Annotated in this window: 20 protein-coding genes; 2 read left to right on the top strand and 18 right to left on the bottom strand. The window is 43.2% G+C overall.

What is annotated here, in order from left to right; translation table 11 throughout:
- Nucleotides 1-52: 52 nt before the first annotated feature.
- On the top strand, nucleotides 53-475 hold the full coding sequence (locus tag AC5YCD_RS06930; protein WP_496129336.1) for a hypothetical protein: 423 nt from the start codon (nucleotides 53-55) through the stop codon (nucleotides 473-475).
- An 82-nt stretch (nucleotides 476-557) separates the two neighbouring features.
- Here AC5YCD_RS06930 and AC5YCD_RS06925 read toward each other — a convergent pair whose 3' ends face one another.
- The gene (locus AC5YCD_RS06925; RefSeq protein WP_496129335.1) at nucleotides 558-1319 is read right to left on the bottom strand and encodes a ferredoxin--NADP reductase; all 762 of its coding nucleotides are present in this window, start codon (nucleotides 1317-1319) and stop codon (nucleotides 558-560) included.
- A gap of 85 nt (nucleotides 1320-1404) precedes the next feature.
- Between AC5YCD_RS06925 and gigC the strand changes: the two genes are divergently transcribed.
- A complete protein-coding gene (gene gigC / locus AC5YCD_RS06920) occupies nucleotides 1405-2283 on the top strand; it encodes a LysR family transcriptional regulator GigC (RefSeq protein WP_496129334.1) in 879 nt (292 codons plus the stop codon).
- Nucleotides 2284-2309: 26 nt separating this feature from the next.
- Here the strand turns inward: gigC and AC5YCD_RS06915 are convergent, their stop codons facing one another.
- The 17 genes from AC5YCD_RS06915 to AC5YCD_RS06835 all read right to left on the bottom strand — a co-directional run bounded on the left by AC5YCD_RS06915 (nucleotide 2310) and on the right by AC5YCD_RS06835 (nucleotide 19385).
- Nucleotides 2310-2573, bottom strand: a complete 264-nt coding sequence (locus AC5YCD_RS06915; protein WP_496129333.1) for a hypothetical protein — start codon at nucleotides 2571-2573, stop codon at nucleotides 2310-2312.
- Nucleotides 2574-2711: 138 nt separating this feature from the next.
- Entirely contained in the window at nucleotides 2712-3125 is a 414-nt protein-coding gene (locus tag AC5YCD_RS06910; RefSeq protein ID WP_496129332.1) for an excalibur calcium-binding domain-containing protein, read from the bottom strand.
- Between the two features lie 75 nt (nucleotides 3126-3200).
- Entirely contained in the window at nucleotides 3201-3497 is a 297-nt protein-coding gene (locus AC5YCD_RS06905; RefSeq protein ID WP_496129331.1) for a cold shock domain-containing protein, read from the bottom strand.
- A gap of 82 nt (nucleotides 3498-3579) precedes the next feature.
- Nucleotides 3580-4215 carry a uracil phosphoribosyltransferase gene (upp, locus tag AC5YCD_RS06900; protein WP_496129330.1) on the bottom strand — a complete coding sequence of 212 codons (636 nt, stop codon included), beginning with the start codon at nucleotides 4213-4215 and terminating at the stop codon, nucleotides 3580-3582.
- Between the two features lie 123 nt (nucleotides 4216-4338).
- The gene (nuoN, locus tag AC5YCD_RS06895; protein WP_496129329.1) at nucleotides 4339-5832 is read right to left on the bottom strand and encodes an NADH-quinone oxidoreductase subunit NuoN; all 1494 of its coding nucleotides are present in this window, start codon (nucleotides 5830-5832) and stop codon (nucleotides 4339-4341) included.
- Nucleotides 5833-5835: 3 nt separating this feature from the next.
- Nucleotides 5836-7440, bottom strand: a complete 1605-nt coding sequence (nuoM, locus tag AC5YCD_RS06890; protein WP_496129346.1) for an NADH-quinone oxidoreductase subunit M — start codon at nucleotides 7438-7440, stop codon at nucleotides 5836-5838.
- Nucleotides 7441-7447: 7 nt separating this feature from the next.
- On the bottom strand, nucleotides 7448-9343 hold the full coding sequence (gene nuoL, locus AC5YCD_RS06885; RefSeq protein WP_496129328.1) for an NADH-quinone oxidoreductase subunit L: 1896 nt from the start codon (nucleotides 9341-9343) through the stop codon (nucleotides 7448-7450).
- The gene (gene nuoK / locus AC5YCD_RS06880) at nucleotides 9340-9648 is read right to left on the bottom strand and encodes an NADH-quinone oxidoreductase subunit NuoK (RefSeq protein ID WP_496129327.1); all 309 of its coding nucleotides are present in this window, start codon (nucleotides 9646-9648) and stop codon (nucleotides 9340-9342) included. Before nuoK ends, nuoL begins: the two co-directional genes overlap by 4 nt.
- Nucleotides 9648-10166 carry an NADH-quinone oxidoreductase subunit J gene (gene nuoJ, locus AC5YCD_RS06875; RefSeq protein ID WP_496129345.1) on the bottom strand — a complete coding sequence of 173 codons (519 nt, stop codon included), beginning with the start codon at nucleotides 10164-10166 and terminating at the stop codon, nucleotides 9648-9650. Before nuoJ ends, nuoK begins: the two co-directional genes overlap by 1 nt.
- Nucleotides 10166-10708 carry an NADH-quinone oxidoreductase subunit NuoI gene (gene nuoI, locus AC5YCD_RS06870; RefSeq protein ID WP_122899221.1) on the bottom strand — a complete coding sequence of 181 codons (543 nt, stop codon included), beginning with the start codon at nucleotides 10706-10708 and terminating at the stop codon, nucleotides 10166-10168. Before nuoI ends, nuoJ begins: the two co-directional genes overlap by 1 nt.
- 16 nt (nucleotides 10709-10724) lie before the next feature.
- A complete protein-coding gene (nuoH, locus tag AC5YCD_RS06865) occupies nucleotides 10725-11726 on the bottom strand; it encodes an NADH-quinone oxidoreductase subunit NuoH (protein WP_122899219.1) in 1002 nt (333 codons plus the stop codon).
- Nucleotides 11727-11729: 3 nt separating this feature from the next.
- Complete coding sequence (nuoG, locus tag AC5YCD_RS06860; protein WP_496129326.1) at nucleotides 11730-14411, bottom strand: NADH-quinone oxidoreductase subunit NuoG; 2682 nt, start codon at nucleotides 14409-14411, stop codon at nucleotides 11730-11732.
- 11 nt (nucleotides 14412-14422) lie between these two features.
- Complete coding sequence (gene nuoF, locus AC5YCD_RS06855; protein WP_496129325.1) at nucleotides 14423-15754, bottom strand: NADH-quinone oxidoreductase subunit NuoF; 1332 nt, start codon at nucleotides 15752-15754, stop codon at nucleotides 14423-14425.
- Nucleotides 15751-16260 (bottom strand): NADH-quinone oxidoreductase subunit NuoE, encoded by a 510-nt coding sequence (gene nuoE / locus AC5YCD_RS06850; protein ID WP_122899213.1) that lies wholly within the window; start codon nucleotides 16258-16260, stop codon nucleotides 15751-15753. Before nuoE ends, nuoF begins: the two co-directional genes overlap by 4 nt.
- A 14-nt stretch (nucleotides 16261-16274) precedes the next feature.
- Nucleotides 16275-18059: an NADH-quinone oxidoreductase subunit C/D gene (gene nuoC / locus AC5YCD_RS06845; protein ID WP_496129324.1), complete on the bottom strand. Its 1785-nt coding sequence runs from the start codon at nucleotides 18057-18059 to the stop codon at nucleotides 16275-16277.
- Between the two features lie 90 nt (nucleotides 18060-18149).
- Nucleotides 18150-18830 (bottom strand): NuoB/complex I 20 kDa subunit family protein, encoded by a 681-nt coding sequence (locus AC5YCD_RS06840; RefSeq protein ID WP_496129323.1) that lies wholly within the window; start codon nucleotides 18828-18830, stop codon nucleotides 18150-18152.
- Between the two features lie 6 nt (nucleotides 18831-18836).
- Nucleotides 18837-19385 carry an NADH-quinone oxidoreductase subunit A gene (locus AC5YCD_RS06835; RefSeq protein ID WP_496129322.1) on the bottom strand — a complete coding sequence of 183 codons (549 nt, stop codon included), beginning with the start codon at nucleotides 19383-19385 and terminating at the stop codon, nucleotides 18837-18839.
- Between the last annotated feature and the right edge of the window lie 63 nt (nucleotides 19386-19448).

The raw sequence follows: 19448 nt of genomic DNA, 5'->3' as shown, positions 1-19448 counted from the left end.
GATGATTTTAGGCTATAATCAGTCACTCCTTTTTTTGCTGTGTTTTTACTTTATGGCGTATCGTCAACAGAGTGTAACGCTTGATTTAGACACGGATGTCACGCATCAATGTACTTTACACCACACGCGTGATCAGCATTTGATTGGCATTATTGAGTTTACTAAACCCACCTACCGCTTAAAATGGGGTGATTTAGAGTATTTTCGCCGTCGCACTGAAGAGTTTTCGGTAATGCCCTTTCCTGAGTGCATTAATGCTATGGTGATTGATATTCGTAACGTGGCGGCATTTTTAGACAACGAAGTGCCCATTATTCCATGGCGTCTTCTCGAAGAAGAATGCCCTGTGCGTTTAGTGGTACCACAGGATCGTCTCGATCATTATGCAGGTCTATTTGAACCGACATGGCTGACCACCGATGTAGAGACCGCTTTGCAAGAGATCCGTCAATTTGTAGATATGTTTGTGCATTAAGCAGCAAGCATTAAAAAAACCTCCACATTGGAGGTTTTTTTGTGTCCTGTGCTTGAGCTTTTAAAGTAAGACTTTACAGCGATTACCAGTAATTCTCTACGGCAATATTACCTTCACCACGGCGGTTCATGGTCAGGCCACGGGCTTTTAAAGCCTCTTTGGTATCATCGACCATCTGAGGGTTACCACACAGCATGACATGGCTGGTTGCAGGATTCAGCGGCAGACCTGCGGCTTGCTCAAGCTCGCCATTGGCAATGAGCACGGGTAAACGCTCATGCAAAGCTGCATTTGGGTCACGGGTAATAATCGGAATAAATTTAAAGCCCGTATGCCCTTCACCAAAAGTTTCGGCAATCTCTTGAATGCGCTCGCTATAGGCCAGTTCTGCCGCTGTACGTACACTATAGACTAAATTAATCTTTTGATATTTTGACCATGTTTCAAAGTCTTGCAGCATGGATAAAAATGGTGCTAAACCTGTTCCAGTCCCCAACAACCATAAATCTTGTGGTAAAGGCAATTGATAACGTGCCAGTGTTAAAAAGCCATAGGGGATTTTTTCAAGGTACAATTCATCACCCACTTGCAAATGCTGCAAGTTAGAGGTAAATGCCCCATCTGGCACTACAATTGAGAAAAATTCTAAAGTTTCATCAAAAGGTGATGAAACGACTGAGTACGCCCGTACCACCAAATCATCACCCACCTTTAAACCAATACGTGCAAACTGGCCTGCGGTAAATTTAAAATGAGCAGGACGGGTTAAGGTAAAACTAAACAGCGTATTGGTCCAACGATGTACAGATAAAACCTTTTCTTGTGTAAATTTCTCAATTGACATAATTTCAACGTGGCATCAAAGACTGCGCTCATGGTAGCATGAGACGATAATTTATGAATATTTTTTCAATGTTAAGGCTATATTCATGCGCATGACATTACGTCAGCTGGCTGTTTTTGTAGCAGTCGCTCAAGAGGGTACCGTAACCAAAGCCAGTGATGCGGTAAAGCTCACGCAAAGTGCGGCAAGTATGGCATTGGCCGACCTTGAAGATGGCTTAGGCGCTCCGCTGTTTGACCGTTTAGGTAAACGGCTACAACTCAATGATTTAGGTCGTTTTCTTCTCCCGCAAGCCTTAGAAATTCTAGGCCGCTGTGAAGCGTTTGAACAAGCAGCTAAAGGTGAGTTACAAAGTATTGATTTACGTTTAGGCGCAACCTTAACCATTAGTGACTACTTAATGCCAGATTTAATGGCGGATTTTTTACAAATTCAGCCACAAGCGCATTTACAATTACAAGTGGGCAATACTCGCCAAATGATCGAAGCTGTGAATCAGTTCCAGTTAGACTTAGCTTTAATTGAGGGTTCATGTCATTTACCGCAACTGCAATGTATTCATTGGCGCGATGACGAATTGGCGGTGTGCTGTGCACCAAGCCATCCTTTGGCGCAGTTACAACGTGAACTGAGCCCAATTGACTTTGTAAACGCGGACTGGATCTTACGTGAAGAAGGCTCAGGAACACGTGAAGTGTTTGATAATGCTATTTTACAAGACGTTCCAGATGCCAATATTCGTTTAACCTTAGGTCATAATGAAGCGATTTTAAAGATTGTTGCTGGTGGCTTAGGATTATCGTGTATTTCTAAACTGGCGATTGAACCTTTACGTGAAAAAGGTCAGCTGGTGATTCTAGAGACCCCATTTTGGCAACTGGCACGTCCGTTGTTTATGCTGGTGCATCGTCAAAAGTATCAAGGCCCAGGTCTAAAAGCCTTTATGAAATTCTGCGAAAAATAAAAAAAAAGCACCTTAAGGTGCTTTTTTTAAGGTATTGCTGTTGATTGCTCTACACAATAAATACGCCCAGCACAATACGGCGACTGTCTGGGCTGTAATTTAAACTCATAATGTCGCACATTACGCAAACGCTCATATTGCTGTAACTTCTGCTGATCTTTGTCAGAAAGACGAATAAGAGGTTGACCAGTATAAGTATTAAATTGAGCATAACCCAAACCTAAAAATAACAGCATAAAGAATAGGCTCACTAACCACTTTATCTGTCTGACTGCAGCTAATTTTTTCATTGTCGTCACTTTGAATTTTTATCATGTCTTAATCACTGTCTTATGCAGTGTGCTTATCCCCTGTACCTGTATATATTGTAAACAAAAAATGACCACTATGGTTCTTATTATTAAGTTTTTATAAAAATGTTATTTATGCTAACGTGCAAATTGTTTTTCACAGGGAATTCCGTCTGCATCACCATCCATTTTGGTATTTGGGCAATATTGATTAAAAAATAGCGCTTCTTCATAAGAGCGCATTTGCGAACAATGTTGACGCTCATCACAGCGAAAGTTTTTACCGGCGGCAGGTGGCGTTGGCATGATCGGTCGCTCTAGCACAGCTTGCCGCTCAACGGGCTTAGCAAGAATCTGTTCAGGTAAATCTCCATGTACTGCACGTTGTTGTAATACAATTTGTTCGTGTTCTGCAATTAAGCTGGCAAGCTGCGCTTGCTGTTCTCGCTTGTTTTGTTGATACAGCCCATATCCCCAATAGCTTGCTGCTAGTCCAGCCATCCCCAGAACAATAACCAATACAATTAATGCTGAGCCTTTGTGTTGCAACATCACTTTCCCCCTGTAGTTTTAAAAATTTTTGATAGTAAAAAGAGGTCCTCAGACCTCTTTAATTTTTATGCTTATTTAACCGCGAAAATTAGATAACAATGCTGAAGTAATGGATTTATTATGTTTTGCTACACGCGTTTTAACTGCTTTTTTAGATAGATCTTCTACACGCTGAATTTTAATGGCTTTAAATTTATCGCCATTACGTGCTACAAGAAACTTTACACGGTCGTTACGTTTTGGCTCACTACCGTCTTGTTGTGGAAAGTCAGAGATATGAAAGAAAATATCTCCATCCGCATAACCAATAAAACCAAAGCCTTTTGCTGAATCATATTGCTTGATTTTACCTTGCTGTAGTTCGTCTTTCATTGTGCTACCCTATCTTGAATTACCTAATCACATTATATAAAAAAGAGGCTAAAACAGCCTCTTTTTTGGTTGCTATTCAAACTTAGTCTTTTTGAACAGAACCGAAAATTTTATCGCCCGCATCACCTAGACCTGGCACGATATAACCATTTTCATTTAAGCCGTCATCAATTGACGCTGTGAAAATAGTGACATCAGGGTGTGCTTGTTCAACACGTTTAATCCCCTCTGGTGCTGCAACCAATACCATCACGCGAATGTCTTTACAACCGCTAGCTTTTAATACATCAATCGCTGCCACTAAAGATGAACCAGTAGCGAGCATTGGATCAATGATCATGGCAATACGGTTCTGTACGTCTGGTACTAATTTTTTGTAATAGGTACGTGCTTCTAAGGTTTCTTCGTCACGCTCTAAACCAAGAACCGACACTTTGGCACTTGGAATTAAGTTTAAGAAACCATCTAACATGCCAATACCAGCACGTAAAATTGGCACAACGGTAATTTTTTTACCCGCAATACGGTCAACATTCACCTGACCATTCCAACCTTGGATTTCTTGTTCAACCATTGGAAGATCTTTGGTTGCTTCATAAGTCAGAAGCATCGTGACTTCTTGTGCTAATTCACGGAAGTTTTTTGTACTAATGTCAGCACGGCGTAATAGGCCAAGTTTATGTCGAATTAATGGATGTCGAATTTCATGAATAGCCACGGGAGAGCACCTAAAAGGTTAAAGATAAAATTTGCTCTATTATAGAGCTTTTTGCAGCATTGGATAAATAAAAAAAGCCCTCAAACTGAGGGCTTTTTTGTTAACTTAGAATAATTTTAATCGTTATTGCTGACTTAACATGAAATGAAGCGGAGATAGAATCTCTGTTTCAAGTGCCAGTTTAATAATTGGGTCTGGATAAACACCAATCACTAATACTGCAGCGGCAACGACTAACACCATTACACCGCCCATTTTTTGACCCCATTCTTTGTCGGCGTCAATACGTGGCGTTTCTGGTGGTGTCATGTACATGACCACCATCACACGTAGGTAGTAGTACAAACCAATACCTGAACCCACAATAATCATGGCAGCCAAGAACCAGTGCTGAGTAGTTACTGCAGCCATGATTACTAAGAACTTACCAATGAAGCCTGCTGTTAATGGAATACCTGCAAGAGATAACATCATGACAGTTAATACAGCAGTTAACACTGGACGGCGCCAGAATAAACCGCGGTAGTCCGCTAAGCTTTCTGCTTCATCTGTGTTGTTATATGGGCTAGACATTAATGCAACCGCACCAAAGGCACCAATTGTAGTCAATACATAGGTAATCACGTAAACAGTCACGTTACCTAAGCTTGCGTAAGTCATGCTGATCAAACCAATGATCAAATAACCAAAATGCGCAATTGAAGAGTAAGCCAAAATACGTTTTAAGTTGACTTGTTTTACTGCCAGTAAGTTACCTACCAAAATAGAGAACACGGCAAGAATGGTTAAGATCGTGATGATTGAATCAACAAGGATCGCACCTGAAGTCAATAAATAACGTACAAATACACCAATGGTTGCCACTTTCGCAGCTGTTGCTAAGAAAGTCGCCATTGGCGCTGGCGCACCTGCATAAACGTCTGGTGTCCATTTATGGAATGGTGCTAAAGACAATTTAAATGCCACAGCAAAGATGATTAAGCCTAAACCTAAAATCACCATTGGCTGCGTGATGTTTTCCATTAAGGCTTGTACAGAATCATAGAACGATAATGAACCTGTGTAAGCATAAATGTACGCCATACCCATAAGCAGCATTGCAGATGCAGTTGCTGATAATACGAGGTATTTCACACCAGCTTCTAAAGATTTCGTACGCTGATGTGTATAAGCAAGCATACCGTATACAGGAATCGACATTAACTCTAAGCTAATGAAGAATGATGCATAGTGTGAGCTTGCTACCATTAACATTGCACCTGTAACAGACAACAACATTAATAGATAAAGTTCTTCGCGGTTGTCTTTATAACCTTCAATGTAGGCATGAGACAAGGTACAGCACGCAAGCGCTGCAACTACTGCGATTAATTGATACAGCAATGTAAATGGATCAACCATAAACATGCCCATCACGTTAGATGGTACAAAGCTGGTACCAAATAACATGAATAGAAGGTAGATGGCTGCAAGGTTTAAACCAATCACTGACGCAGTGGCGACAAGATTATGGTTACGTTTAATTGCAGTCAGTAGCATTGCCACGATCGCGGTTAAACCGACGATCATGACTGGCGCTAAAGGCATAAGTTCAGAAAATGACATTGTGAAGTTCATGACTTATTGGATCTCCACATTTTCGAGTTGAACTGAAGCTTCTTGAGCAACTTCAACTACTTCTTGCACTGGGATGTAGCTGTTCGCTAACCACGCCATGCTTGAGTTTGAAACGTCAAGGAAGGTTTGTGGATAAAGACCAAGCCATAACAGACCAATTGCACAAATTAAAAGTACAACCACTTCACGTGCATTTAAATCTTTTAAAGATGCATAGTGTTCACGTTGTTCTTCATTTGGTACACCAAACAAAGTTTTGTGAATCAGGATTAAACCGTAAACACCCGCAAATACTAAGCTTACTGTGGCAAGAATAGTAAATAGTGGGAATTTCGCGTATGAACCCATCAAGATTAGGAATTCACCGATGAAGTTACCCAAACCTGGAATACCGACTAATGCTGCAACAAAGAACATTAAGAAGAATGCAAGGTATGGGAACTGACCACGAATACCGCCCATTAAACGCATATCACGGGTATGTAAACGCTCATACACTTGACCACACATAATGAACAGTGCAGCAGACGATAAACCGTGTGCCAACATCATGATCATTAAACCTTGGAAGGTTAAGATGTTACCTGCGTAGATCGCAAGTAAGATAAAGCCCATGTGTGAAATCGACGTATACGCAAGTAAGCGTTTCATATCGGTTTGTTGGAAAGCACACCAAGCGCCGTAGAAAATACCAATTAAACCGAAGATGATTGCGATATCTGCAAATTGTGCAGATGCTGCTGGGAAGAACGGAATCACAAAACGTAATAAACCGTAAGCCGCAGTTTTAATCAAGATACCTGCAAGGTCTACAGAACCTGCTGTAGGTGCTTGCGCGTGTGCATCTGGTAACCAACCATGTAATGGGAACACTGGAAGTTTTACAGCGAAACCAATAAACATACAGATCATGAATGCATAAGCAAGTGAAGGCACTTGAGCATCTAAAGTATTCGCTACACCTAACAAGAAGTTATAGTTGAAGCTGATGTTACCTGTCATCATGTAACCGTAGATCACCAGACCTAGGATACCAATCAGCATGATCAGACCCGCAACTTGGGTATAGATAAAGAACTTGTTTGCTGCATAAACGCGTGACTTGCCCGCTTCACCTTTATGACCCCAAAGTGCGATCAAGAAGTAAATTGGAACTAGCATCATCTCCCAGAAGAAGAAGAACAAGAATAAGTCAATCGCTAAGAACACACCAATCACACCACCTAAAGACCATAAAAGGTTTAAGTGGAAGAAACCAACGTGTTTTTGAATCTCACCCCATGAACAGCCAACTGCTAAAATACCAAGAAGTGCAGTTAAACCGACCATCAGTAAAGATAAACCATCCACCGCTAAGTGAATGTTAATGCCTAAAGATGAAATCCAAGGCAACATAAATTCGGCAGACCAAGTTGGAACTTTGGCGCCTAGTTCATAATTAAACGTACCTGATTGCCATAACGCTACGGTTAAACCGAGCGTAACCAGCATACCAACGAGCGCAATATAGCGCGGCAGTTGTTGGTCGAGTTTATCGACCAACCAACATGCAAAACCTGCAATGAACGGTACAAGGATCAGCGCGGGTAAAAGAAAATTGTTTGTGATTTCCATCTTATTTCCCCACGATCTGAGTCACGATCAAGATCATTAGAAGTACAATAATACCTAATGCCATGCTCGCAGCGTAATCGCGTAATGAACCCGTTTGACGTGAACTTGTGAAGCTATGACCACCGCGAACGAGCGCAGGAAGTAGTAACCACACGCCATCAACTGGATCACGACCTAACATTTTAGCAATCAATAAGTAGGGTTTAACAAAGATGATGTCGTATAGCGCATCAAAACCCAGTGCGTTACGGCAGATATTTGCAAGACCTGAACCAATTGAAGTATTGGCAAAGCCCTTCACAGCATTATAAGCAAAGGCAAATAACACCACACCCACAGCAAGACCAGACAATGCCACCGCAATTGCGATGTATTCTGCACCATGTGCACCTGCAACTAAGTTTTCAGGAATCACGAATGCTGGAATTTTTGCTGCATCAAGAATGCTCATCACTGGTGCTTTCAGTACGATTGCTAGACCTGTTGAAAGTACAGCAAGAATCGCAAGTGGAGCCCAATACGTTACACCTTTAATTTCGTGGTAAGGCGTGTTCTCTTTGCCAAAGAATACGATCCAGATTAAACGGAAAGTATAAATAGAGGTTAAGAATGCACCTGCTACACCGACCCAGTAAAGCGTATTGTAAACTGGTAAGCCTGCTAAATGACTTTGTGTCCAAACAGCGGCTAAGATCGCGTCTTTTGAGAAGAAACCAATCGTTAAGAATGGAATTGCTGCTAAGGCACCACCACCAATCGCGAAACATGCAAATAGGAATTTGTTCTTGTAGAACAAGCCGCCCATTTTGAAAATGTTTTGTTCGTGATGGAACGCCAGAATCACTGCACCAGAAGACAAGAATAATAATGCCTTAAAGAATGCGTGAGTCAGCATATGGAATAGACCCGCTTGGTATGCTTCAGCACCCACTGCCATAAACATATAACCTAACTGACTCATGGTTGAGTAAGCCAAAATACGTTTAATGTCAGTTTGTACCAATGCAGCAAAACCAGCTACAAGTAATGTCACAGCACCTGTGATTGAGATAAACATCATCACTTCTGGGGCAAGTTCGAATACTGTAAACAAACGGCAGCACAGGTAAACGCCCGCTGTAACCATTGTTGCAGCATGGATTAACGCAGATACAGGTGTAGGACCTGCCATTGCGTCTGCTAACCAAGTTTGTAGTGGAATCTGCGCTGATTTACCTGCCGCACCTAAGAACAACATTAATGCAGTCCAAAGCGTAATTGACGAGCTTTGTGTCATCACAGTCGCCGCGTTTTCTACGATGTACTGTGTATTCAAAGTGCCAAACTGTTGGTAAAGCAAGAATAATGCGATTAATAAGAATACGTCACCAACACGTGTCACAGTAAAGGCTTTAATTGCCGCTAAACCGTTAGATGGTGTTTGGTAGTAGTAACCAATTAACAGGTAAGAACATAGACCTACGCCTTCCCAACCTAAGAATAACAACGCTAAGTTGTCACCTAATACCAGCAATAACATGCTCGCAACGAAGAGGTTGAAATACGAGAAGAAACGCGCAAAATCTTGTTCACCACGCATGTACCATGATGCAAAGATATGAATTAAGAAACCCACACCTGTGATCATGCCCAGCATGAGTAATGATAAACCATCTAATTGTAAGCTAATGCCTGGGGCAAAACCGCCGACATTAAACCACGTCCAAAGATGTTGGATATATAACTCTTTGCCGTTGTTCACAAAGTCAATGCCTGCAATTAGAGCAACTAATGCAGATAGACCTACCGCACCCACACCAATAATGGCTGCAACCGTTTCAGGAAGCTTGTGGCGACCCGCTGCTAATAGGACAAAACCAATGAGCGGGAATAAAATTGTTAAATATAAATAACTCATCCGCGCATCTCACTAGCAGCATCCACATCCAAGTGATGGAAGCGATGGTAGAACTGAAGGACGATCGCAAGACCGATACACGCCTCTGCAGCAGCAAGCGTTAAGATCAAGATGAACATAATTTGGCCATCTGGCTGTGCCCAAGCACTGCCTGCCAATACGAAAGCAAGTGCTGCCGCATTCATCATGACTTCAAGGCTCATCAATACAAATAGTAAGTTACGTCGTACCATTACACCGTAAAAACCCAGTGCAAAAAGAATAGATGCGACGATTAGACCGTGTTCTAAAGGGATGTTGCCCATTATTGTTTGTCCTCTTCTGCACCTGGCTCACGCTTACCAATATGGAATGCAGCCACTAAAGCAGCAAGCAATAACATGGCAGCAATTTCAACCAAGAGTAAGTATTCGGTAAAGAGTGCAATACCCACAGCCTTAGGACCGACAATTTCAGTACCCATCAGCGGACCAGCAACGTTGTACTCAGAACCTAACATCCATACTAGGACAAGACCCATCAGGAAACACATCAATGCCGGATATGCCCAAGCATCAGATGTTAACCACTTACGTTCTTGTTCTACAGTCGCTTGACCAAGGTTAAGCATCATCACAACGAAGACGAATAAAACCATGATCGCACCTGCGTATACGATGATCTCAAGTGCACCCGCAAACGGCGCACCCACAATCATAAACATACCGGCGACAGCAAGTAATGACACGATCAAGCTTAATAAAGCATGAACGGGATTCGCGTTGGTCACAACACGAATCGTAGAGACGATGGCCACAAGTGCCATCAAATAAAACGGCCACATCATGGTAATAGACTCCGTACATCAACAGGCTTACTTTCGCGCTGTGCTTGACCTTTGTCTTTACCTGCAACAGCCATACCTGTTACACGGTAGAAGTTATAGTCAGGATATTTACCAGGACCTGAAATGAGTAAGTTTTCTTTCTCATAGACTAAGTCTTGACGTACATACTCACCCAACTCAAAGTCAGGTGTTAACTGAATTGCAGTCGTAGGACATGCTTCTTCACACATACCGCAGAAGATACAACGTGAGAAGTTGATACGGAAAAACTCTGGGTACCAACGACCATCTTCGTGTTCTGCTTTTTGCAGTGAAATACAGCCAACAGGACAGGCAACCGCACAGAGGTTACACGCAACGCAGCGCTCTTCACCATCTGGGTCACGTGTTAACACAATACGACCACGGAAACGCGGTGGTACGATGTCTTCAGCTTTCACTTCTGGATATAAAATGGTGTCACGTTTACGTGTTGCATGTGAGAAAACCATCCACAAGCTACGTACAACCGACCCGACCCCAGCTAGAAATTTAAACATTTTGTTCTCCCTGCCCTTACCACAACACTACAGCAGCAGTAACTAGCAAGTTAACTAGCGTTAATGGCAAACAAATTTTCCAACCGAAGTTCATGACTTGGTCATAACGTGGACGCATTAAAGAACCACGAGCCAATACAAACATCATTACAAAGAATGCTGTTTTAATCACAAACCAGAATAATGGTGGAAGGAAATCCAGACCAAATGGAGCTAACCAGCCGCCAAAGAATAAAGTCACGATTAATGCTGAAATCAGCACTACGTTTACGTATTCGGCAACGAAGAACATACCCCATTTCATACCGCCATACTCGACGTGGTAACCCTCTGCCAATTCTTGCTCTGCTTCTGGTTGGTCAAATGGATGACGATGCGTAACCGCAACACCTGCCACGACAAAGATCATGAAGCCTAAGAATTGAGGAATCACAAACCATACGTCTTGCTGTGCTTCTACGATTTCACGTAAGTTGAATGAGCCAGCAATTGCCACCACACCCATTAACGAGATCCCCAAGAACACTTCATACGAAATGGTTTGCGCTGCAGAACGTAGACCACCGAGTAATGCATATTTGTTGTTTGATGACCAACCACCAAATAACACTGCATACACAGCAATACCTGCCATTGCCATAAAGAACAATAGACCGATGCTCATGTCCGCAACACCTAAATAAGGTGTTACCGGAATAACCATGAACGATAACACCGCAGTTGCCATTGCAACTGCTGGTGCCATACGGAAAGTTAACTTGTCTACGAATTTAGGTGTCCAGTCTTCTTTGAACATGATTTTCAGCATGTCGGCAACGATCTGGAAAATACCACCTGGACCGACACGGTTAGGACCGTAACGGTCTTGCCAAAGACCTAAAAGACGACGTTCAATAAAAGACATCAACGCAGCAATTAATACCACCACCAATAAAATGGCAATGGCTTGCACTACTGAGTACGCAATTGGCCAGTTCTCAGCCCAAAGCGGCGTTTGACGCATTAATTCTTGTTCCATGAATTACACTCCAGCCTTGACTGAAACAGGCTCTGCAAGAGATACCGTAGGTGCAAGACCGACTGGGTAACCAATGTAACCTGTAGGTAAATATTCAATCACTTGAACAGGTAGAACAACTTCAGTCTCGCCCGCTTTCACGGTGATTTTTTGGCCGTCTTGAACATTCAAGCGTGCAGCATCTTGCTCACCTACAGCAAACATTGCGTCAGGAATACGTGATTCCATCGCAGGTGTTTTCACTGTAAATTCGCCTGAAGCAAAGATATGGTGCATTGGTACAAGGCGGAAGCTTTCTGCATTCACAAGCACAGGTGCTGGTGCCACGAAAGTACGCGCTGGACGTTTTGCTAAACGATCGAATAAACGAACGCCTGAATCACCACCTTTTAATGAACCGCCCACGTTTTCTTGGAATTTGTTCCAAGCTTGTGGTGAGTTCCAACCTGCAGACCACGCAAACGGTACTAATGCTGCTGGTGTTTGATTCCCCACATAACCTTCCATCGAGAATGTTAATGCTGAGTCTTTGTCTGTTGGTTGTTTTGGTTCATGAATCGATAATGGCGCACGCATTGCAGTACGACCAGAATAACGACGTGGTTCACGCGCAACTTTTAAACCATGAACACGGAAGCCCGCATCTGGTGCAACATCTTGAATTGCTTCAAGAGCCGGTACGTTTTTGGCAACCGCTTCAATCACGTCATCAAGTACTGTCCAAGCAATCGCTTTGCCTTTCACGCCAGTTTCAATCGCGTGGATCCAGCGCCAAGATTCTTTGATCGCAAGTTCTGGTTTGTAGTAGCTTGGGTCATACACTTGGTAGAAACGTTGTGCACGGCCTTCTTGAGAAACGACAGTACCATCACCTTCAGCAAATGATGCTGCAGAAAGTACGATATCCGCTTGTTTAACCGTCTCAGTTTCTGAGTGATCAAGCACAATGATGTTTTTCGCTTTAGCGAATGCAGCATTGACTTGAGCCGCTGGTAAACGACGATATAAATCGTTTTCTACAACCACTAAAGTATCAAAGTCTTGTGCAAATGCTTGCTCAAGGCTATTACCACCCAAGATAGCCATACCCATTGAGTTCACTTCAGGAACAGTCAATGTTAGACCTGCATTACCCAGATTCTGTGCAACTTGTGCAGCAGCTTCCATGATTGATGCGTCTTGTAAACTTGTACCAGAGATGATTAACGGCTTTTTCGCAGCTTTTAAGGTATCGGCAATGGTTTGTGCAAATGCTTTGGCATCGTCAGCAAGACCTGTAATTGCTTCACCTTTTACGCCTGCAGCAATGGCAAAACCTAAACGCGCGATGTCGTTTGGAGAAGCAACCACTTCGCCTTCAGCTACGTCAGCTAAACGTGTTTGTGTTGCAGCTAAAATGTAAATCGGAGATTTCGCATCTTGTGCAATACGTTGTACAGGTTCAGCCAACCATTCTTGCGTACGGCGCTCAGCCGCCATCTCTTTGCCTTTATTTTTCGCAGCTTGGCGAACAGATAAAGCGATACGAGGCGCAGTTTGGGTTAAGTCTTCACCTAAGATCAACACCGCATCGTAGCTTTCGATTTCACGCATATTCGGGTTATAAACACCCTCTGTTTGCATGATAGAAGCTGCTAACTCCACAAGGTTTTGTTCTTTTTGCGACATACCTGTAGAGAAGTTCGCTTGACCGACTAATTCGCGTAACGCAAAGTTCGATTCAAGTGATGCGCGTGGTGAACCAATACCTAAGACTTTTTTGCCTTGGATATTTGCAATTACAGTATCAAGCGCTGTATCTACAGAAACTGTAGTCACGTTGGCACCTGAACGGAATTGTGGTTGACGTGGACGATCCGCGTTATTCACATAACCTGTACCGAAACGGCCTTTGTCGCATAGGAAGTATTGGTTAACTTCACCGTTGAAACGGTTTTCTACACGGCGCAGTTCGCCATAACGTTCACCCGGAGAGATGTTACAACCTGAAGAACAGCCTTGGCATACGCTTGGCGCATACTGCATGTCCCATTTACGGTTGTAGCGTTCTGAGTGAGTTTTGTCGGTGAATACACCAGTTGGACATACTTCAGTTAAGTTACCCGAGAATTCAGATTCTAAAGTCCCTGATTCTGGACGACCGAAGTAGACACGCGATGCGTTGGCATACACGCCAAAGTCTGTACCACCAGCATAGTCTTTATAGTAACGAACACAACGGTAGCATGCGATACAACGGTTCATTTCGTGTGAAATGAATGAGCCAAGCTCTTGATTGTAGTGCGTACGTTTGGTGAAACGATAGCGACGACGGTCATGCTGAGTCATTACTGTCATATCTTGTAAATGACAGTGACCACCTTCTTCACACACTGGACAGTCGTGTGGGTGGTTGGTCATTAAGAACTCAACGATTGACGCACGAAAATCTTTTGCTTCTTTGTCTTCGATCGAAATATAGGTATTGTCAGCAGCCGGTGTCATACATGACATCACCAGACGACCACGCGTATCTTCAGGATTCGCGTATTGTGTCACAGCACATTGACGGCAAGAACCGACAGAACCTAAGGATGGATGCCAACAAAAGTACGGAATATCAATACCCAAAGACAAACATGCTTGTAGCAAGTTCTCTGAGCCATTGACTTCGTACGATTTGCCATCGACATGAATTGTAGCCATAGTCGAATTCCTTAAGCTTGTTTTACATCAGCAGTTTTAGCGGCCGCATCAACGACTTTCGCTTCAAACTCATGACGGAAATATTTGAGTGCGCCCATAAGCGGCTCCATTGCACCAGGAGCATGTGCACAGAAAGTTTTACCAATCCAAAGCTTACGCGTAAGCTCTTGTAAATGATCGATATCTTCTTTCTTACCAGTACCATCTTCAAGTGCTTTTAGCGCTTTCACCGCCCAAGGTAAACCATCACGGCAAGGGGTACAGAAACCACATGATTCACGCGCAAAGAATTCTTCTAAGTTACGTGTTGCTGAAACCATACATTGGGTTTCATCAACCACCATGAGCAAACAGGTACCCAAACGTGAACCTGCTTTCATGATGCTTTCCGCATCCATAGGAAGATCAATGTGTTCAGCTGCTAAGAAGTCAGTTGAGGCACCGCCTGGTAACCATGCTTTAAGCTTTAAGCCATCTTTCATGCCACCCGCGTGATCTTCAATCACTTCACGTGCAGTCGTACCAAAAGGTAGTTCCCACAGACCTGGGAATTTTACTTTGCCTGAAGCACCGTAAATTTTTGTGCCTGGATCTTTTGATTTACCTTGTGATAAACCAACATACCACTCAGGGCCACGTAGCATAATTGCCGGTAAGTTATTGTAAGTCTCTACGTTGTTGACAATCGTAGGACGACCCCAAGCACCAGCAACTTGCGGGAATGGTGGCTTAGTACGCGGATTCGCACGGCGACCTTCAAGCGAGTTAATCAATGCAGTTTCTTCACCACAGATATAACGACCCGCACCAGTATGCACGTGTAACTCAAAGTTCCAACCTGTACCTAAGATGTTGTCACCTAAATAACCTTTAGCGCGAATTTGCTCTAAAGCTTCATTTAAGTATTTTGCAGCTTCGATGTACTCACCACGGATAAAGATATAACCGTGAGTCGCTTCTAAGGTATAGCCTGCAATCAACATACCTTCGATCAATTGATGAGGAAGTTTTTCCATCAACAAACGGTCTTTAAAGGTACCTGGTTCCATTTCGTCGGCATTACAAATTAAGTAACGCGGGCCAGAGTTATCGTTTGGCGCCATCAGCGACCATTTGATCCCTGCTGGGAAACCTGCACCACCACGGCCTTTAACCGTTGCAGCTTTTACAACATCTAAAACTTCTTTCGGTTGCATTGAAAGGGCTTTTTTAAAGCCTGCATAACCGTCAAGTGCTTCGTAGTCATCTACACTACGCACAGCTTCCTGTTTGCTTAAACGCCACGTTAATGGGTGAGTTTCTGGGTTACCGTCGCCGTAAATCGGTTTTGGTTCAGTATTCATACATACTTCTCCAATAACTGTTTCACTGAAGAAACATCCACTAAACCGTGAGTGTCTTCATTAATCATCAAAGTTGGACCTTTGTCACAGTTACCTAAACAGCAAATTGGTAAGATCGTGAAACGACCATCCGCTGTAGTTTGACCAAACTGGATCCCAAGCTCGCGTTGGAACGCTTCTGCTAAAGTTTCCGCCCCCATTAAGAAGCACGCAATTGAGTCACATAATAAAATGACATTGCGGCCTACAGGTTGACGGTAAATACGGTTATAGAACGTTGCAACACCTTCTAAATCCGCCACGCTCATTGAAAGCATTTGTGCAATGGCATTCATTTGCGCATCATCTACCCAGCCATTACGGCGTTGTACACATTTGAGCGCATCTAAGCACGCTGCACGTGGGTACGGGTAGTGACCAATGTGATGTTCAATTTCATGAATTTCGTCAGCTGTCAAAATCCCTTCAACATTCACACGTGGTTTTTTATCAGTCAAAATCATCATAATGCGATTACCCCTTAGCGATCCACGTCAGCCATTACGACGTCAATGGTCGCTAAATAAATGATTAAGTCAGACATTAAGCTGCCGTTAATCACAGAAGGCATTTGCTGTAAATGTGTGAAGGTTGGTGTACGAATACGGGTACGGTAACTCATGGTTGACTTGTCTGAAGTCAAGTAGTAGTTCGATGCACCTTTAACCACTTCAGCCATTACAGACGCTTCGCCTGCTGGCATTACAGGACCCCAAGATACGCTTAAGAAGTGCGTAATCAAGGTTTCAATATCTTGTAATGTCTTATCTTTTGGTGGTGGAACAGCCAATGGATGATCCGCTTTGTACGCACCAGACGGCATGTTATCAAGACATTGCTTGATAATTTTTAATGATTCTTCAATCTCACGATAGTGAACCATCACACGCGCGTAAGCATCACCTTCGTACTCTAGTGGCACTTCGAAGTCGTAGTTTTCGTAGCCGCTATACGGACGATATTTACGCACGTCAAAGTCAATCCCTGTCGCACGTAGACCTGTACCTGTTACACCCCAAGCCAATGCAGATTTTGCATCGTATTGCGCAACATTACGGGTACGACCAATAAATACAGAGTTTTTCAGCGCTGCAGTATGGTATTCCTTCAAACGTTTTGGCATCCAATCCAAGATTTCACGGATTAAATGTTGCCAGTTGTTTGGAAGGTCGTGTGCTGTACCACCAATACGGAACCACGCTGGGTGCATACGGTAGCCTGTGATCGCCTCAATCGCGTCATAGATTTTTTGACGGTCAGCGAACATATAGAATACAGGGGTCATACCACCAGCATCTTGGATTGCGGTACCAATAAACAATAAGTGGTTATTAATACGGAACAATTCAGACATCATGACACGGATACATTGTGCACGGTCAGGAACGGTAATCCCTGCCATTTGCTCAACACCGAGTACATAAGGCATGTTCTGTGCACAACCACCTAAGTAGTCGACACGGTCTGTATACGGAATGAATGAATGCCAAGTTTGACGTTCAGCCATCTTTTCCACACCACGGTGGTGATAACCGATATCCGGCACACAGTCTTTAACTTCTTCACCATCTAACTGCAAAACAATACGGAATGCACCGTGCGCAGATGGATGGTTCGGACCTAAGTTTAGGAACATGAAGTCTTCGTCATCATTACCGCGTTTTAGACCCCAATCTTCAGGCACAAAACGTAAGTGCTCTTGCTCGTAGTCCTGTTTCGCTTGGTTCTGCATATACGGGGTATATTCAGTGGCACGCGCTGAATATTCTTTACGCAGCGGGTGACCTTCCCAATAGGTTGGTAACAAAATACGACGCAGCATTGGATGCCCTTCGAAATTGATACCAAACATATCGTAAGCTTCACGCTCGTACCAGTTGGCGTTTGGCCAAATGTTGGTTGCTGTAGGAATGTTAATGTCATTCTCATTCAACGCAACTTTAATACGAATGTCCGTGTTACGCTCAAGCGATAACAAGTGATAGAACACAGTAAAGTCAGACGCAGGTAAACCGTCGCGGTGAGTACGTAAACGCTCATCTACCGCAGACAAGTCGAACAACATCACGTAAGGACGTGACACTGTACGCAAGAACATTAAAACTTCTTGTACACGTGCGCGCTCAACCCAGACTGTTGGGAAATCCTCAAAAGTCGTTTGCACGTAAAAGTTCTCACCAAATTTGGTTTTGAGCTCTTCTACAATTGCAAATGCTGGGCGTGGATCAATTGGTGTTGATCCTGGCATAGCAATGTCTTCAGCCATTGGCTTGGCTTCCTATTTAATACAAATTCATTCAAACCTAAACGACAACAACACCCATAACGGGTGTAAACAAAAATCTTGTCGCTTAAATTATTTAATTTCATCCATAGAGCGCAAGTTTTTCACAGCCATACGCTGTTCATTCTTACGGTCACGTTCTGGCATCATCTTTGGCTTATAAATTGGCTTAAGATCATCACCAATCACCGCAGAAAGTGGACGGCGCTCTAATTGAATTTGGTCTTGTAATAGCATTAATGCTTGGATTAATGCTTCAGGACGTGGTGGGCAACCTGGGATGTAAACATCCACTGGAATAATTTTATCCACACCTTGTACAACTGAATAGATGTCGTACATACCGCCTGAGTTGGCACAAGCACCCATTGAAATGACCCATTTTGGTTCAAGCATTTGTTCATACAAACGTTGAATTACAGGTGCCATTTTCATAAAGCACGTACCAGCCACAATCATCAAATCGGCCTGACGTGGTGAAGCACGAATAACCTCGGCACCAAAACGTGACAAGTCATGCACGCCGGTTAATGTTGTTGCATACTCTACGTAGCAGCAAGATGTACCAAAGTTAAACGGCCAAACTGAGTTCTTACGACCCCAGTTTACTGCTGTATGTGCTACGTCCTCTAAACGAGTCATAAACACATTTTTATTCACTTCTTCTTGTAAAAGCGGGTCTTCTACGACAATACGCTCTTGAAGTGGATATTGGTCAGCATCCGGATTCGCACGGGTTAAGGTATATTTCATCCCGTATTACTCCTTGTCAGATGATATAGCCGGTGACTTTTGTTTCACACGACCAGAGGATTGCGCTGGGATTTGACCTGTAGGGTCAGTCACCAATTCTTCAATTGAGTTAAAGCGTGTAATTTCTGCAAGGTCCATATTTGGTGAACCAATTTTAGGTTTAATCCCTGCTGCTTTACGTTTATCAGAAGGTGCCCAGTTCAGTGCGCCAGTTGAAAATTCGTAAATCAAACCAACAAGTAAAACTAAAATAAATACAGCTGCAGTTGCAAAACCTACCCAACCTACTTCACGAACCGAAACGGACCATGCGTAGAGGTACAATGCTTCTAAGTCAAATACAACGAAGAAGATTGCCACCAAATAGAATTTTGCCGACAAGCGAATACGTGCACCACCTGCACCTACAACACCTGACTCAAATTGCTCCTGCTTAGCACGACCCCATGATTTACCCCCGAGGAGTAATGGGACAGTGAGCATAAAGACGCAAAGAAATGTAACGCCGATCACGAAGGCAATAATTGCCCATTCGTATGGAGTAATGGCACTCATGCGGGGATAACTCCTGGCAGGCCTAATTTATTAACAAAGAATGTATGTATTGGCCTTCAAATA

The organism is Acinetobacter sp. CY05 (assembly GCF_059515805.1).
The sequence above is the reverse complement of the archived record's forward strand: the minus strand, read 5'-3'. Positions and strand labels throughout refer to the sequence as shown.